This is a genomic window from Sphingomonas sp. PP-CE-3G-477 (assembly GCF_003050745.1).
Lineage (GTDB): Bacteria > Pseudomonadota > Alphaproteobacteria > Sphingomonadales > Sphingomonadaceae > Sphingomonas.
In genome coordinates this window covers 45,525-60,132 of record NZ_QAOF01000005.1, presented here as the reverse complement: position 1 = coordinate 60,132, position 14,608 = coordinate 45,525, and the positions used below count along the sequence as shown (strand labels likewise).

The 14,608-nt window shown below is 67.0% G+C and carries 16 protein-coding genes; 10 read left to right on the top strand and 6 right to left on the bottom strand.

Going from position 1 to position 14,608, the window contains the following annotated elements:
* Window positions 1-226 precede the first annotated feature (226 nt).
* Both C8J45_RS11520 and C8J45_RS11515 read left to right on the top strand, forming a co-directional pair.
* On the top strand, window positions 227-1,042 hold the full coding sequence (locus tag C8J45_RS11520) for a DUF1206 domain-containing protein (protein WP_107963359.1): 816 nt from the start codon (window positions 227-229) through the stop codon (window positions 1,040-1,042).
* A gap of 24 nt (window positions 1,043-1,066) precedes the next feature.
* Window positions 1,067-1,462, top strand: a complete 396-nt coding sequence (locus C8J45_RS11515; protein WP_146168612.1) for a hypothetical protein — start codon at window positions 1,067-1,069, stop codon at window positions 1,460-1,462.
* 5 nt (window positions 1,463-1,467) lie between these two features.
* On the opposite strand, the gene C8J45_RS11510 is transcribed toward C8J45_RS11515, so the two are convergent.
* Both C8J45_RS11510 and C8J45_RS11505 read right to left on the bottom strand, forming a co-directional pair.
* On the bottom strand, window positions 1,468-1,977 hold the full coding sequence (locus tag C8J45_RS11510; protein ID WP_258191421.1) for a hypothetical protein: 510 nt from the start codon (window positions 1,975-1,977) through the stop codon (window positions 1,468-1,470).
* Window positions 1,978-2,199: 222 nt separating this feature from the next.
* Window positions 2,200-3,288 carry an alkene reductase gene (locus C8J45_RS11505; protein WP_107963357.1) on the bottom strand — a complete coding sequence of 363 codons (1,089 nt, stop codon included), beginning with the start codon at window positions 3,286-3,288 and terminating at the stop codon, window positions 2,200-2,202.
* Window positions 3,289-3,411: 123 nt separating this feature from the next.
* Here C8J45_RS11505 and C8J45_RS11500 point away from each other — a divergent pair, with 123 nt between their 5' ends.
* The 6 genes from C8J45_RS11500 to C8J45_RS11475 all read left to right on the top strand — a co-directional run bounded on the left by C8J45_RS11500 (window position 3,412) and on the right by C8J45_RS11475 (window position 9,416).
* Window positions 3,412-4,353 carry a DMT family transporter gene (locus C8J45_RS11500; RefSeq protein ID WP_258191440.1) on the top strand — a complete coding sequence of 314 codons (942 nt, stop codon included), beginning with the start codon at window positions 3,412-3,414 and terminating at the stop codon, window positions 4,351-4,353.
* Complete coding sequence (locus C8J45_RS11495) at window positions 4,350-5,003, top strand: COQ9 family protein (protein WP_107963355.1); 654 nt, start codon at window positions 4,350-4,352, stop codon at window positions 5,001-5,003. Before C8J45_RS11500 ends, C8J45_RS11495 begins: the two co-directional genes overlap by 4 nt.
* Before the next feature lie 128 nt (window positions 5,004-5,131).
* Window positions 5,132-5,407: a FeoA family protein gene (locus C8J45_RS11490; RefSeq protein ID WP_107963354.1), complete on the top strand. Its 276-nt coding sequence runs from the start codon at window positions 5,132-5,134 to the stop codon at window positions 5,405-5,407.
* Window positions 5,408-5,416: 9 nt separating this feature from the next.
* The gene (locus C8J45_RS11485) at window positions 5,417-7,291 is read left to right on the top strand and encodes a ferrous iron transporter B (protein WP_107963353.1); all 1,875 of its coding nucleotides are present in this window, start codon (window positions 5,417-5,419) and stop codon (window positions 7,289-7,291) included.
* An 8-nt stretch (window positions 7,292-7,299) separates the two neighbouring features.
* Window positions 7,300-7,878 carry a single-stranded DNA-binding protein gene (ssb, locus tag C8J45_RS11480; protein ID WP_107963352.1) on the top strand — a complete coding sequence of 193 codons (579 nt, stop codon included), beginning with the start codon at window positions 7,300-7,302 and terminating at the stop codon, window positions 7,876-7,878.
* Window positions 7,879-7,883: 5 nt separating this feature from the next.
* Window positions 7,884-9,416, top strand: coding sequence for a sensor histidine kinase (locus C8J45_RS11475; RefSeq protein WP_374956444.1), 1,533 nt, complete (start codon window positions 7,884-7,886; stop codon window positions 9,414-9,416).
* Here the strand turns inward: C8J45_RS11475 and C8J45_RS11470 are convergent.
* From C8J45_RS11470 to C8J45_RS11455, 4 genes are all read right to left on the bottom strand, one after another.
* Window positions 9,406-9,792, bottom strand: a complete 387-nt coding sequence (locus C8J45_RS11470; RefSeq protein WP_107963351.1) for a response regulator — start codon at window positions 9,790-9,792, stop codon at window positions 9,406-9,408. The two genes, C8J45_RS11475 and C8J45_RS11470, sit on opposite strands and share 11 nt — an antisense overlap.
* A gap of 103 nt (window positions 9,793-9,895) precedes the next feature.
* The gene (gene metW, locus C8J45_RS11465; RefSeq protein ID WP_107963350.1) at window positions 9,896-10,495 is read right to left on the bottom strand and encodes a methionine biosynthesis protein MetW; all 600 of its coding nucleotides are present in this window, start codon (window positions 10,493-10,495) and stop codon (window positions 9,896-9,898) included.
* Complete coding sequence (locus C8J45_RS11460; RefSeq protein ID WP_107963349.1) at window positions 10,492-10,926, bottom strand: GNAT family N-acetyltransferase; 435 nt, start codon at window positions 10,924-10,926, stop codon at window positions 10,492-10,494. Before C8J45_RS11460 ends, metW begins: the two co-directional genes overlap by 4 nt.
* Window positions 10,923-12,074 carry a homoserine O-acetyltransferase gene (locus tag C8J45_RS11455; protein WP_107963528.1) on the bottom strand — a complete coding sequence of 384 codons (1,152 nt, stop codon included), beginning with the start codon at window positions 12,072-12,074 and terminating at the stop codon, window positions 10,923-10,925. The genes C8J45_RS11460 and C8J45_RS11455 overlap by 4 nt, the downstream gene beginning before the upstream one ends.
* Before the next feature lie 357 nt (window positions 12,075-12,431).
* Here C8J45_RS11455 and hisC point away from each other — a divergent pair, with 357 nt between their 5' ends.
* Both hisC and C8J45_RS11445 read left to right on the top strand, forming a co-directional pair.
* Entirely contained in the window at window positions 12,432-13,541 is a 1,110-nt protein-coding gene (gene hisC / locus C8J45_RS11450) for a histidinol-phosphate transaminase (protein ID WP_107963348.1), read from the top strand.
* Window positions 13,541-14,449 (top strand): prephenate/arogenate dehydrogenase family protein, encoded by a 909-nt coding sequence (locus C8J45_RS11445; protein WP_107963347.1) that lies wholly within the window; start codon window positions 13,541-13,543, stop codon window positions 14,447-14,449. The genes hisC and C8J45_RS11445 overlap by 1 nt, the downstream gene beginning before the upstream one ends.
* Window positions 14,450-14,608 lie beyond the last annotated feature (159 nt).

Genomic DNA, 14,608 nt, shown 5'->3' with positions numbered 1-14,608 from the left:
GCGGATCCCTCCCCTTGCGAGCGCCAGACCGAACCAACGTCCAACCTACGATCGTCCTCCTGACGGGGGAGGATCGATGATGTCCGCATTCGACAAATAGCGGCTCGCTTACCGAATAGTCGGTCGTGCACCCTGAAGACAGTCGCGGCCTCGACCGCCTCGCCCGCCCCTGCGCAGGAACGTCCCACGTCGCGCACCGTTATGCCTGCGTAACAAGGGGGCTATCATGATCTCGGATGCGAATGCGACGTGGCTCGCCAAGCTCGGCTTTGCCGCGCGCGGCGTCGTGTATATCCTCGTCGGCTGGTTCGCAGTCGACGCGGCGCTGCACGGTGGCGAGATCGCCGACAACCAGGGCGCGATCGGATCGATGGCGGGCGGACCGCTCGGCCCGGTGCTGCTGGCGATCGTCGCGGCGGGGCTGCTCGGCTATGCGATCTGGCGCCTGACCGAGGCCGCGGCAAACCCTGAGCAGATCACCCGCGATGCCAAGGGCAGCCTCAAGCGGATCGGTCACATCGTCAGCGGCATCGCGCATCTGATCCTGGCCTGGACCGCGACGCGGCTCGCGCTCGATCTGGGCAAGGGGAAGATCGCCGTCTCGCCCGGCGACGAGAGCGCCCGCGACTGGACCGCATTGCTGCTCGATCAGCCGGCCGGGCGTGTGCTGGTCGGCGCGGTCGCGGTCGGCGTGCTGGTCGCCGCGTTCCAGCAGGCGCAAAAGGCGTGGCGCGGCGACTTCATCCACGACCTGCGCGGCGATGCCCCCGCGCCCGGCTATGTCTGCACGATGGGCCGGATCGGCTACGGCGCGCGCGCGCTGGTGTTCCTGATCGTCGCGGGACTGTTCGGACTCGCTGCGTGGACCGCGCATGCGAGCGACGCGGGCGGCGTGGCGGAGGCGCTGGAGCGGCTGCAATCGCAACCCGGCGGCAAGTGGCTGCTCGCGCTGACCGGGATCGGTCTGGCACTGTTCGGTGCGTACAGTCTGGTCGAGGCGCGCTTTCGGCGGCTCCATGTCGACCTGCCGGGGACCGATTAAAGTGAACGACAGCATATCGTTAAGGTGCCGATGCTAGCGGACGGCGGCATGTACACGATCAGCTTCGACACCCCGACCAAGACGCTCATTATCGTCACCGAGGGGTTCTGGTCGGTCGCGACGACCGCGGCGTTCTCCGCCGAACTGCTCGCGCGCGGCACGGCGGCGCGCCTGTATCACGGCCGGTTCGTCGTGCTCGCCGATCTCCGCAAGGCGGCGATCCAGCCGTTGAAGGTCATAGACGCGCTCGAAGCGATGATGCCCAAGGCGCTGAAGGTGACGTCCGCACCGATCGCCGCGGTGGTCGCGTCTCATTTGGCGAAGCTCCAGACCGAACGCTATCTAAAGGCCCCGAATTGCCGCACGTTCCTCGATATCGACGAGGCGAAGACGTGGCTTGCAGGCGACCGCCACGCCTGACAGCTTCAGTCCTGCGCGGCCTTCTCCGGTACGGCCGTTTCCAGCAACGCCGCCTCTACCTCTTCGATCGTGATACCGAACGCGCCGGCGAGCCCCGACACCGACGCGCCGCGATCGGCGAGCGTGCGGATCCGCGCGGTGTCGACGATCGTCTTGTAGCTACGGGTGTCGCGGTCGGTCTTCGATTCCACGCCGCTGCGCGCGAGCGCGCCCGAGCGGCGGCGTTTGGAAATCTTCAACGCCTCGACATCGTTGGTCGGCGGCGCATCGAGCCGCGCCTTGATCCGCTCATCCTCTTCGATACGCCGGCTTTCGCGGGCGCGTTCGCGTTCCTGGGACTGAAGGTCACGCTGGGCAGCGCGCGACTCGGATCGCTGTTCGGACGCGGCCAGCCGCTCCTTCGCCCGCTGCTCGCGGCCGTTGGCACGCTCCTCCGCGCGCTTTGCGGCCCGGTCGGCGGTGCCGGGCATGAGCGGCCCCGTTCCCCTGCCGCCGCTCGGCCAGCCGTCGGTCATTGCACATCCTGTCGTCACCGGTACGCTACACAGAGCGCGGAAGCGCGCTGCTAAGCGATGGCGGCGCGGGTGACCAGAGGCAGCCCTTCGCGATCCTCCCCCGCCAGGGGGAGGTGTCGCCGAAGGTGACGGAGGGGGAGGACACCGAACGACGATTCGCGCGTGCCTCCCCCTCCGTCAGGCTGCCGCCTGCCACCTCCCCCTTGCGGGGGAGGATCAAGCTTAGGCATTGGCGGTTTCCAGCGCGGGGTAGTCGATGTAGCCCTCGGGGCCCTGGCTGTACCACGTCTTCGCGTCGTCCTTCGCCAGCGGTGCGCCGGTGCGCAGGCGCTCGGGGAGGTCGGGGTTGGCGATGAACGTGCGACCGAAGGTGATCGCGTCGGCATTGCCCGAGTCGAGCTCGGCCTGTGCCTCCTCGACCGTCGTGTAGTCCGAGTTGACGATCAGCACGCCGTTGAACACCTTGCGGATCGCCGGGCTGAGCTTCGGCACATCGGTCTTGCCGAAGGTGCCGTCGGGGCCGGGCTCGCGCAGTTCGAGGAACGCGATGCCGAGGTCCGACAGCGCCTTGGCAGCGGCGGTGAACAGCGCCTCGGGGTTGCTGTCGTCGACACCCTGCGAATCGCCGTTGGGCGACAGGCGGACGCTGACGCGATCGGCGCCGGCGACCGAGATCACGCGCTCGGCGACTTCGCGGAGCAGGCGGACGCGGTTCTCGATCGAGCCGCCATATTCGTCGGTGCGGAAATTGGCGTTGTCGCGCAGGAACTGGTCGATCAGATAGCCATTGGCCGCGTGGATCTGCACGCCGTCGAAGCCGGCCGCGAGTGCGTTCTTCGTTGCCAGCTCATAGTCGTTCAGCAGGCGCGGAATCTCGTTGGTCTCGAGCGGACGCGCGACCTCGAAATCCTTCTTGCCCTCGAAGGTGTGCGCCTGGCCTTCGGTCGCGGTTGCCGACGACGACACTGGCTGCGTCTCGTACACCGACGAATGGCCCTGGCGACCCATGTGCCACAGCTGCGCGACGATCCGGCCGCCAGCGGCGTGGACCGAGTCGGTGACGGGCTTCCAAGCGGCAACCTGTGCGTCCGTCCACAGACCCGGCGCGAACGGCCAGCCGAGGCCTTCGCGGCTGATGCCGGTGGCTTCCGAGATGATCAGGCCGGCGCTCGCACGCTGCGTGTAATACTCGACCATGATGTCGGTCGGCACCGCATCCCTGTCGGCACGCCCGCGGGTGAGCGGCGCCATGATGATGCGGTTCGGCGCTTCGACGGCACCAAGGGTAATCGGATCGAATAGGCTAGGCATGGGGGCTCCTTATTGGCCTGACGGGCGGAAGATAGGAGGCTACAGGGCGGCATGCATCGCCCCGACCCGCAAAGATTATCTAGCGTGCCCGATACGCCGCACGGTTTGACGCCGGCCGGTTTTATGCCAACCGCGCAAAGTGTTGCCGCGCCGGGACTTATCGCCTTCGCGGCGTTGGTGGTGGCGAACGTCGCGCTGGCGTTCGGGCCGTGGTTCGTCCGCGCGACCGAGGTCGGGCCGGTAGCCGCGGGGTTCTGGCGCCTCACGCTGGCGGTGCCGTTTCTGATCGCGCTCGCGGTCCAGCAGGGCGCGCGACCGATGCGGCTCGGGTGGAAATTGTGGGCGGGTCTGCTCGCGGGCGGGGTGTGCTTCGCCGCCGATCTCGGCACCTGGCATCTCGGGATCCTGCGCACCACGCTCGCCAATGCGACGCTGTTCGGCAACGTCGCGACACTGATCTTCCCGATCTACGGGTTCCTGATCGCGCGCAGCTGGCCTACGCGAACGCAAGGGTTCGCGCTGGCGTTGGCGGCGGCGGGCGGCGCGTTGCTGCTCGGGCGCTCGTATCAGCTCGATGCGAAGAACCTGGCGGGCGATCTGTTCTGCCTGCTCGCGGGGCTGCTCTACACCGTCTATTTCGTCCTGATGGCGCGGGCACGGGCGACGCTGGCGCCGATGTCCGCGCTGACGCTGGCGACGCTGGCGGGGATCGTGCCGATGCTCGTATTCGCGCTGGCGATGGGTGAGCGCGTGATGCCGACGCATTGGGGGCCGCTGATCGGGCTTGCCCTTTGCAGCCAGGTGCTCGGCCAGGGGTTGATGATCTATGCGCTCGGCCGCTTCACGCCGCTGGTCATCGGGATCGCGCTGCTGATCCAGCCGGTAGTCGCCGGTATCGTAGGTTGGCTCGTCTATGGCGAGCGGCTCGGTGCGGCGGATCTGGTCGGTGTCGTGATGGTGGCGGTCGCACTGGTGCTCGTCCGCCGAGGACCTCCCCCGGAAGTGTCGCCACCCCTTGAAGACACGCTTGATACGCCTGATTTTGGACGGCAGGAGACGGTATGACCCAGGACCTTACGCTTGACGAAATCCGCGCCCTGCTGGCGCCCGGCATCGCCGCCAACGCGGCGTTCGACGGCTGGAGCGACGCCGCGCGCGATATGGCCGCGCAGGCCGAGGGGATCGACACCGACATCGCCGCGCTCGCGTTCAAGGAGGGGCCGGTCGACATGATCGACGCGTGGTTCGCACATATCGACGGCGTGATGCTGACCACGGTCCCGCCCGAGCGGCTCGCGCTGATGAAGGTCCGCGAGAAGATCACCGCGCTGGTCGAGGCACGGCTCGACGCGACGTCGATCGATCGCGAATCGCTGCGGCGTGCGCTGGCGATTCTCGCACTCCCGCAGAATCTGGCGAAGGCGACGCGGCTCGGCTGGCGGACGGTCGACACGATCTGGCGTGCCGCTGGCGATGTGGCGACCGACTATAATTACTACACCAAGCGGACGATCCTGCTCGGCGTGTACGCGTCGACGATCACGGTCTTCCTCGACGACGAGAGCGAAGGCCTCGCCGACACCCGCGCGTTCCTCGGTCGTCGCATCGACGGGATCATGCAGTTCGAGAAGGCCAAGGCCGGGTTCCTCAAGCGCACCGAGCACGGTTTCAGCCTGTCGCGATTCGTCGGCCGACTGCGCTATCCGACCGCCTGAAGTCGGGAACGGTCCGCTAAGTAACTCTGTCCTCTAAGTTTCGTCCGTATGGCGCGACGTGGAGGCGGTAGTAACTAACCGCGGTTAGGGCTTTCCTTCGACCGGGGTTACTGATAATCAGTCGCATCATGGACACTTGCCCCGATCGTTCCGTCAGCCTCGAAACGCTGCCTCGCAAGCAGCATGCGATTGTCGCCGCGATCGAATGGGCGCGGCTCGCTGGGCCCGAGGCGCGTCGGCTGCGCGAACTGGGCTTCGACGAGGGTGTCGATGTCGAGGTCCTGCACCGTGCGACGCTCGGCCAAGGTCCGATCGCCTGTCGCATCGGCCGGATGACCGTCGCGCTCCGCCGTGCGGTCGCGGGCGCGATCCACGTCTCGCCAATGCCGGCCGCGGCCGAATAATCCTTTAGAATGAACGCAGCACCGCTGGTTGCGCTGGTCGGCAATCCCAATGCCGGCAAGAGCGCGCTGTTCAACGCGCTCACGGGTGCGCGCCAGAAGGTCGGCAACTATCCGGGCGTCACGGTCGAGCGGAAGGTCGGGCGGCTGATGCTCGACGACGGCCGGCCCGTAGAGCTGGTCGACCTGCCCGGCGCCTACAGTCTCGAACCCTCCTCCCCCGACGAGCGCGTGACGCGCGACGTCGTCACCGGCACGCAGGACGGCGAGCGTCTTCCCGACGCGCTGGTCGTAGTCGTCGACGCCGCCAATCTCGATAACCACCTGCGCTTCACGCTCCAGCTGATCGCGCTCGGCCTGCCGGTCGTGGTCGCGCTCAACATGGTCGATCTCGCCGAGCGCGACGGCCTGAAGCTCGACCCCAAGGTGCTCGAACGCGAACTCGGCGTGCCGGTGATCCCGACCGTCGCGGTGCGCAAGCGTGGCCTCGACGAACTGAAGGCGACGCTCTCAAGCATCGTCGTCAACGGTCCGATGCGGCTCCGCAAATCCGACGGCAGCGTGCAGGACGACATCGTCACGCTCCAGCGTCGCGCGCGCCAGATCGCGACGTCCGCGACCGTATCCGAGACGCAGGTCCGCCGCTGGACGCACGTGCTCGACGCGGTCGCGCTGCATCCTGTGGCTGGCCCGATCCTGCTGCTCGCGATCATGTTCCTGATGTTCCAGGCGGTGTTCAGCTGGGCGCAGCCGTTCATGGACGCGATCGATGCGGGCTTCACCGCGTTGCAGGGGTTCCTGACCGCCGAAATGCCCGAGTCGCTGCTCTGCTCGCTGCTGGTCGATGGCGTGATCAAAGGCGTCGGTGCGGTGATCGTGTTCCTGCCGCAGATCCTGATCTTGTTCCTCTTCATCCTCGTGCTCGAGGCGAGCGGCTACATGGTCCGCGCGGCGTTCCTGATGGACCGCGTGATGGCAAGCGTCGGGCTGTCCGGCCGCGCGTTCATTCCTTTGCTGTCGAGCTTCGCCTGCGCGATCCCCGGCATCATGGCGACGCGGACGATCGACGACGAGAAGGACCGGCTGACGACGATCCTGATCGCGCCGCTGATGACGTGCTCCGCGCGGCTGCCGGTCTACACGCTGATCATCGGCGCGTTCATCCCCAACACGCAGGTGCTGCCGTTCGTCGGGTTGCAGGGGCTGGTGATGCTCGGCCTGTACGTGATGGGCATCGTCGGCGCGTTCGTCGCCGCGCTGGTGCTGCGCCGGACGGTGACCAAGGGCGTGTCGTCGGGCTTCATGATGGAGATGCCGAAATACCAATGGCCGCAGTGGCGCGACGTCGGCATCGGCCTGTGGAGCCGCGCGCAGATCTTCCTGAAGCGCGCCGGCGGCATCATCCTGACCTCGACGATCATCCTGTGGGTGCTGCTGAGCTTCCCCAAGCCGCCCGAGCAGCCCGCCGGTGCACCGAAGATCTCGGCGGTCGATTATTCGGTCGCGGGCCGGATCGCCAACGGCATCGCGCCGATATTCGCGCCGATCGGCTTCAACCGCGACATCGTCCTCGCGCTGATCCCGGCGATGGCCGCGCGCGAAGTCGCGGTCGCGGCGATCGGCACCGTCTACGCGATCGACGATCCCGACAGCAACCAGGGCGGCAAGGCGATGGTCGAGAACCTCCGCGGTCGCTGGAGCCTGCCGACCGCGCTCGCCTTCCTGATGTGGTTTGTGTTCGCACCGCAGTGCATTTCGACAATCGCCGTCACGCGTCGCGAGACGAATGGCTGGAAATGGCCGGCGTTCATGGTTGGCTATTTGTTCGCCGCCGCCTACATCATGGCTGGCATTACATACTGGCTGGCGGTGTTCGCCGGCCTCTGAGGGGCATCATGGCAGGCAGCGTCAACAAGGTCATCATCGTCGGCAATCTGGGTCGCGACCCGGAGAGCAAGGCGTTCCAGAACGGCGGCAAGGTCGTCAACCTGCGCATCGCGACATCCGAGTCCTGGAAGGACAAGATGTCGGGCGAGCGCAAGGAAAAGACCGAATGGCATTCGGTCGCGATCTTCAACGAAGGTCTCGCGAACGTCGCCGAAAAGTATCTCCGCAAGGGCTCGAAGGTCTATATCGAGGGCGCGCTCCAGACCCGGAAGTGGCAGGACGCGCAGGGCCAGGACAAGTATTCGACCGAGATCGTGCTGCAGGGCTTCAACAGCGTGCTGACGATGCTCGACGGCCCGAACGGCGGCGCAGGCGGCGGTGGTAGCCGCGGCGGTGGCGACGACTGGGCCGGCGGCGGTGGCGGCAACGACTTCGGCGGTGGTTCGTCGGGCGGCGGCGGCGGTTACGGCGGCGGTGGTGGTCGCGGCGGTAGCGCACCCTCGGGCGGCGGTGGCGGCGCCCGCGGCGGCAGCTTCGGCCAGACCGGCGGCTTCTCGGACGATCTCGACGACGACGTGCCGTTCTGATTGCCGTGACGACGCTGTATTCCGTTCCCAATACCGCCACGTTCGACGAGGCCGAGCGCTCCCGCGTGATCTCGGCCTACGACGTTGCCGGCGCGCGCGCGAAGGGCCAGCTCGACGACATCGTGGCGTTCGCAGCCGAGCTCTGCGGCGCCCCGGTCGCGTTGCTGAGCCTGGTCGAGGAGGAATATCAGCGTTTCCTGGCGCGGACCGGGTTCGACCTGGAGCAGACCCCGCGCAGCATGTCGTTCTGTGCGCATGCTATGCACCATCACGAGGTGATGGAAGTGCCCGACGCGCAGGCCGACCCGCGTTTCGTCGACAACCCGCTGGTGACGGGCGAGCCGTATGTCCGGTTCTACGCCGGCGCGCCGCTCGTCTCCAGCGAGGGCGTGCCGCTGGGGGCGCTCTGCGTTTTAGCGAGCGCGCCTCGCGAAGGCCTGACCCGGTTCCAGCGCGATGGCCTCACGTTGCTCGCCAAGGCAGCGATGGGCCGGCTCGACGACCGCCGCTCCGCGCGCGAACAGGCGATGGCAGAGGCCGAGGCGCGGCGTACGCTCGAGGCGAGCGACCTGAAGTTCCGCACGCTCGCCGACACCATGCCACAGATGGTGTGGTCGACGTTGCCCGACGGCTTCCACGATTACTATAACGCGCGCTGGTACGAGTTCACCGGTGCTCCCGCGGGAACGACCGATGGCGAAGGCTGGAACGACATGTTCCATCCCGACGATCAGGATCGCGCCTGGGCGATCTGGCGCCAGTCGCTCGATACCGGCGAGCCGTACAACATCGAATATCGGCTGCGGCATTTCGACGGGACGTATCGATGGGTGCTGGGCCGTGCGCTACCGGTCCGCGACGAAAGCGGCGCAATTACGCGCTGGTTCGGGACGTGCACCGACATCCACGAACAGAAGCTTGCCTATGAAGAACGCGAGATCATCAGCCAGGAGCTGAGCCACCGCATCAAGAACATCTTCGCGGTGATCGCCGGCCTGATCGCGTTTTCCGCACGGGGCAAGCCGGAGTTCGCGGGGATCGCAACCGATCTCCGCCATCGGATCAACGCGCTCGGCCGCGCGCACGACTTCGTCCGTCCGCACAGCGCCAACTCGCGTCCCGCGGCCGCGCAGAACAGCCTGCATGGGTTGCTGCGGGAGTTGTTCGAGCCGTATCAGCGGATCGACGGCGCACGTCTCAGCGTCACCGGCGACGACGTTCAGATCGACGATCGCTCGGCCACGCCGCTCGCCTTGTTGTTCCACGAGCTTGCCACCAACGCGACGAAGTACGGCGCGCTTGCGACCGAACTCGGCACGGTTCGGATCGCCGTCACGGCGAACGACGACACGGTGAGCTTGAACTGGTGCGAACAGGGTGGCCCGTCCGTCGCCAAGCCGACGACGCCAGCAGGTTTCGGTACACAGTTGATCGAGATGAGCGCCGTGCGTCAGTTAGGCGGCAGCGTGAACCGGACCTGGAACGACGATGGCCTGATCGTCGACCTGACGATCCCGAAGGCTGCGTTCAGCCGCTGACCACGCGAATGACGTCGTCATGGCCGATCGGATCGTCGTTGCAGGCCAGCGCGGCCGCGGCCAGGATCGCGGCGTCGCTGAACGGCTTGCGGATGTACCCAAGGCACTCGGCATCGCCTATCTGCGCGGGGTTGGCGGTCACGAACACGACTTTTACGCCGTAATCCTGCGCCATACGCTTGGCGATCTCGGGCCCGGTCGGTCCGTCGCGTAGATTGATGTCGACGAACGCGAAGTTGCACCCCGGTGCCGCCGCAATCGCGCTGTCGCGATCCGCCGCGATCCCCGCGACGCCGTAGCCGGCATCCATGAGGATTCTCTCGAGGTCGAGCGCGACGAAGATTTCGTCTTCGACAATGAGGGCGGTCTTGGTCATCGGCGAAGTAACCAGTCGCCCGCTGATCGGTTCCGCCAAATCGGTGATTTAGATCAACCGCTTGTCCCGATATGGCCTGATTCCTGCAAATTCCTGCAATCGATTACCGTCGCAGCAGGAACACCGCGTGCTCGGCGAGCAGGTTAGCCCCCCCCGCGCCGGTGCGCTTGTCGCCCGACAGAAACCACGCATCCTCGACGATGATCCCGCGTGATTTCACGAAGGCGCGGAAATCGTCGATCGTGACGTGGTGGATGTTGGGCGTGTCATACCAGCTCTCAGGCAACTGCCGCGTCACCGGCATCCGCCCTCCCCAGAGTAGCGACAACCGCACGCGCCAGTGCGCAAAATTCGGAAAGCTGACGAACGCACGCCGGCCGATCCGCAGCAGATGATCGAGCACCAGATCGGGCGCGCGGGCGGTCTGCAACGTCTGGCTGAGGATCGCGTAGTCGAAGCTGGCGTCGGGATAGCCGGCAAGGTCGATATCCGCATCGCCCTGAATCACCGACAGCCCGCGGGCGACCGCCGACGCCACGTTGTGCGCGTCAATCTCCAGCCCGCGTGCATCGACATCGCGCGTGTCGCGGAGTGCGGCCATCAACGCGCCATCGCCGCAACCGATGTCGAGCACGCGACTACCCTGCGCGACGTTCTCCGCGATGACGGCGAGATCGGTCCGCAATGTCTCAGGGGCCGTCATGGCGCGCTCCGCAATTGCTCGGCGAGGCCCGGCGCGAGCCTCTCCATGTAGCGATTGGCACGAACCAGCGGATGGAAGCCGAGGTCGGCATACACGCCGTGCGCGTCGGCGGTGACGAGCCCGAACCTGCGTAACCCGGCAAACGAGGGATGCTCCAGGAACCAACTTACCATCCGCCGCCCGAGCCCCTGCCCGCGTACGGACTCCTCGACCCACACGTCCGCCAGCCACGCAAACGTGGCGTGATCCGTAATCATCCGCGCGAACCCGACCTGCTGTTCGTTCTCGTACGCGCCGAGACAATGCGACCCGGCAATTGCGCGCTCGACCAGACCGCGCTCGATCCCCGGTGACCAATAGCTGCTCGCAAGCCAGCCGTGGATTCGGTCGACCTGCAACTTGCTCGCGTCGTCGGACAGGATGATAGTCATCGGCCGGCCCTCAGGAAGCCGTCGACGACCCGGTTGAGGTCCGGCGCCTCCAGCAGGAACGCGTCATGGCCATACGGGCTCGACAGCTCGACGAAGCTGACCGGCGCGCCGGCTGCGTTGAGCGCCTGAACGATCGCGCGCGATTCGGCGGTCGGATAGAGCCAGTCGGTGTCGAAGCTCACGAGGCAGAACCGCGATTTGGTGGCGCGAAACGCATTGGCGAGCAGCCCGCCATGCTCTTCGGCCAGATCGAAATAATCCATCGCCCGCGTGATGTAGAGGTACGAGTTCGCATCGAACCGGTCGGTGAAGGCGAGCCCCTGGTGGCGCAGATAGCTCTCGACCTGAAAATCGGCGTCGAACCCGAACGATTTCGCGTCGCGCGCCTGAAGCCGACGCCCGAACTTCTCGGTCAGCCCCGCCTCCGACAGATACGTGATGTGCGCCGCCATTCGCGCCACCGCGAGCCCCGCAGTAGGTGCCGCATCGTCGTGATACTCGCCGCCACGCCAGTTCGGATCAGCCATCACCGCCTGCCGCCCGACCTCGTGGAACGCGATGTTCTGCGCGGTATGCCGCGCGGTCGAGGCGATCACGACGCAGGCCTTCACACGATCGGGGAAGGTCGCGGGCCAGCTCAGCGCCTGCATCCCGCCCATCGATCCGCCGACCACCGCATGGAGCACGCCGACGCCGAGATGATCGAGCAGCATCGCCTGCGCACGCACCATGTCGCGGATCGTGATGACCGGGAAACTCATCGCCCACGGCCGCCCGGTCGCCGGGTTGATCGTCGCCGGCCCCGACGTTCCCATGCAACTGCCCAGTACGTTGGCGCAGACGACGAAGTGCCGCGCAGGGTCGATCGGCTTGCCTTCGCCGACCATGCGCGTCCACCAGCCGGGCTTGCCGGTACGCGGGTGGTGCGAGGCGACGTGCTGGTCGCCAGTCAGCGCGTGGCAGATCAGGATGGCGTTCGAAGCGTCGGCGTTGAGCGTCCCGTAGGTCTCGTACGCGATATCGACCGGCGACAGCAGCACGCCGCCGTCTAGCCGCAGCGGCCCCGGCAAGGTGACGCGCCGCGCAAGACCAAAGCGCTGGTCGGTGTCGTGACCGGTCCCGGGGTCGATGGCAGGCGTGTCGAGCATGCCGCGCGCTACCATAAGCGGCGGCCGTCATGCCAGCGCAGCTTCCTCGATCCTCCCCCGCAAGGGGGAGGTGGCTGGCCCTTGCCAGACGGACGGGGAGGTAAGCGACCATGTAGGTTCCTCCCTCCCCGTCCGACGCCTACGACGCCCGACTGTCGGGCGCTGACCGTCCGGACCACACCGTCATCCTGACGAAAGTCAGGACCCAGGGTAACAGGCGGTGACATCCGTGGCTCTGGGTCCTGACTTTCGTCAGGATGACGCTGGACGGGCGGGGTGCCGATCCTTGGAAACGGCCCCCCACCCCCCGCACAAAGATTTGCCACCGCGCCACACCGCCCGCTATGTCCCGCGGCCATGACAAACATCACGCCCGCCCCTGCGCCGAAGCCCTGGATCATGGGGATCGCGCCGTACACGCCCGGCCGCTCGACGACCGACGATGGCCGCACGGTGATCAAGCTGTCGTCGAACGAGAACCCGCTCGGCACCAGCCCCGCCGCCAAGGCCGCATTCGACGCCGCCGACCGCACGCTGGAGCGCTATCCGGATGCGGGCGCGGCGGAACTGCGCGAGGCGCTGGCGGCGCATTACGACCTCGATCCGGCGCGCGTGATCTACGGCACGGGCTCCGACGAGATCCTGCATCTGGTCGCGGGCGCCTATGCCGGCCCAGGCGACGAGATCATCCACGTCCGCTACGGCTTCGCGGTCTACGAGATCGCGACGCGCCGGGTGGGTGCCGAGCCAGTGATCGTCGACGACCGCGATTACGCGACCGACGTCGACGCGATCCTCGCCGCCGTCACCGAGCGTACGCGTGTCGTCTTCGTCGCCAACCCGAACAACCCGACCGGCACGTTCACACCGCGCGCGGAAATCGCGCGGCTGCATGCGGGACTGCCGAAGTCGGTGCTGCTCGTGCTCGACCAGGCCTATGCCGAATATCTGTCACCCGAGGAGGACGATGCCGGCCTCGCGCTGGCGATGACCGAGGCGAACGTGCTCGTCACGCGGACCTTCTCGAAGATTCACGGTTTGGCTGCCGAGCGGATCGGCTGGGGCTATGCCTGCGCGCCGATCATCGACGCGATGCACCGCATCCGCGCGCCGTTCAACGTGACGACGGCGGGCCAAGCGGCGGCGGTCGCCGCGATCGGCGACACCGCGTTCGTTGACGCGACGCGCGCGCACAACGACACGTGGCGTGGCTGGTTCGTCGAGCAGATCGGGCAGATGGGCAATGCCGGGCTTCGTGCGGTGCCGTCGAAGGCGAACTTTGTGCTGGTGCTGTTCGAGGGCAGCCTGACCGCCGACGCCGCGTATCACGGGCTAATGGACGCGGGCTACATCGTCCGCTGGCTGCCGGGCCAGGGCCTGCCCAACGCACTGCGCATCACGATCGGCACCGAGGCGGAAACGCGCGGCGTCACCGCGGCACTGCGTAATCTGGTCGAAGCCGCCTGATGCTGCCGTTCGCGCGCGTCACGATCATCGGGCTGGGACTGATCGGCTCGTCGGTGGCGCGCGCGATCCAGGCGACGATGCCGACGGTTCGCGTTACCGGCTATGATGCCGACGCGATCGTGCGCGAGGCCGCGGACCGGCTGCAGTTCTGCGACGACGTCGCAGACTCGGCGGGGGCGGCGGTGATCGACGCCGACCTGGTGATCCTGTGCGTGCCCGTCGGCATCATGGGCGAGGTCGCCGCCGAGTTCGCAGCCGAACTGCCGGCGGATGCGATCGTCAGCGACGTCGGCAGCTGCAAGGCCGAGATCGTCCGCGCGCTGACCGAAGCCCTGCCCAACGCGACCGTTATTCCCGCGCATCCGGTCGCGGGTACGGAGCGGAGCGGGCCGGAGGCTGGCTTCGCGACGCTGTTCCGCCACCGCTGGTGCATCGTCACGCCCCCCGAAGGCGCCGACCCGGTCGCGGTCGAGCGCATGTCCGAATTCTGGCGCAGGCTCGGTGCGCAGGTCGAGACGATGGCCCCCGAACATCACGACCGCGTGCTCGCGGTTACCAGCCACCTGCCACATCTGATCGCCTATACGATCGTCGGCACCGCGGGCGATCTGGAAGAAGTGACGCAGTCGGAGGTCATCAAATACTCCGCAGGCGGGTTCCGCGATTTCACGCGCATCGCGGCGTCGGACCCGACGATGTGGCGCGACATCTTCCTCAACAACCGCGAGGCGGTGCTGGAGATGCTCCAGCGCTTCTCGGAGGATTTGAGTCATTTGCAGCGTGCGATCCGTTGGGGCGACGGCGATGCGCTGTTCGACCTGTTCACGCGAACCCGGGCGATCCGCCGGAGCATCGTCGAGCAGGGGCAGGACGACGACGTCCAGGATTTCGGGCGTACGCACGGGTAAGGGCTGAGCCCGCGCCGTACCTAAGAATGCCCCCCCCGGCGAAGGCCGGGGCCCAATTGGGTAGCCTCGAGTAACCGCGAGCAGCGCACATTAAAACGTCCCGTCCCCCAATTGGGCCCCGGCCTTCGCCGGGGTGGTGGATTGGTTGGGGTATCCTTC

Bases quoted from the DNA above. Each gene is read 5' to 3' on its own strand.
- C8J45_RS11520 (WP_107963359.1), top strand. From the start codon at position 227: ATGATCTCGGATGCGAATGCGACGTGGCTCGCCAAGCTCGGCTTTGCC.
- C8J45_RS11510 (WP_258191421.1), bottom strand. From the start codon at position 1,977: ATGACCGACGGCTGGCCGAGCGGCGGCAGGGGAACGGGGCCGCTCATG.
- C8J45_RS11505 (WP_107963357.1), bottom strand. From the start codon at position 3,288: ATGCCTAGCCTATTCGATCCGATTACCCTTGGTGCCGTCGAAGCGCCG.
- C8J45_RS11500 (WP_258191440.1), top strand. From the start codon at position 3,412: ATGCCAACCGCGCAAAGTGTTGCCGCGCCGGGACTTATCGCCTTCGCG.
- C8J45_RS11495 (WP_107963355.1), top strand. From the start codon at position 4,350: ATGACCCAGGACCTTACGCTTGACGAAATCCGCGCCCTGCTGGCGCCC.
- C8J45_RS11490 (WP_107963354.1), top strand. From the start codon at position 5,132: ATGGACACTTGCCCCGATCGTTCCGTCAGCCTCGAAACGCTGCCTCGC.
- C8J45_RS11485 (WP_107963353.1), top strand. From the start codon at position 5,417: ATGAACGCAGCACCGCTGGTTGCGCTGGTCGGCAATCCCAATGCCGGC.
- ssb (WP_107963352.1), top strand. From the start codon at position 7,300: ATGGCAGGCAGCGTCAACAAGGTCATCATCGTCGGCAATCTGGGTCGC.
- C8J45_RS11470 (WP_107963351.1), bottom strand. From the start codon at position 9,792: ATGACCAAGACCGCCCTCATTGTCGAAGACGAAATCTTCGTCGCGCTC.
- metW (WP_107963350.1), bottom strand. From the start codon at position 10,495: ATGACGGCCCCTGAGACATTGCGGACCGATCTCGCCGTCATCGCGGAG.
- C8J45_RS11460 (WP_107963349.1), bottom strand. From the start codon at position 10,926: ATGACTATCATCCTGTCCGACGACGCGAGCAAGTTGCAGGTCGACCGA.
- C8J45_RS11455 (WP_107963528.1), bottom strand. From the start codon at position 12,074: ATGCTCGACACGCCTGCCATCGACCCCGGGACCGGTCACGACACCGAC.
- hisC (WP_107963348.1), top strand. From the start codon at position 12,432: ATGACAAACATCACGCCCGCCCCTGCGCCGAAGCCCTGGATCATGGGG.
- C8J45_RS11445 (WP_107963347.1), top strand. From the start codon at position 13,541: ATGCTGCCGTTCGCGCGCGTCACGATCATCGGGCTGGGACTGATCGGC.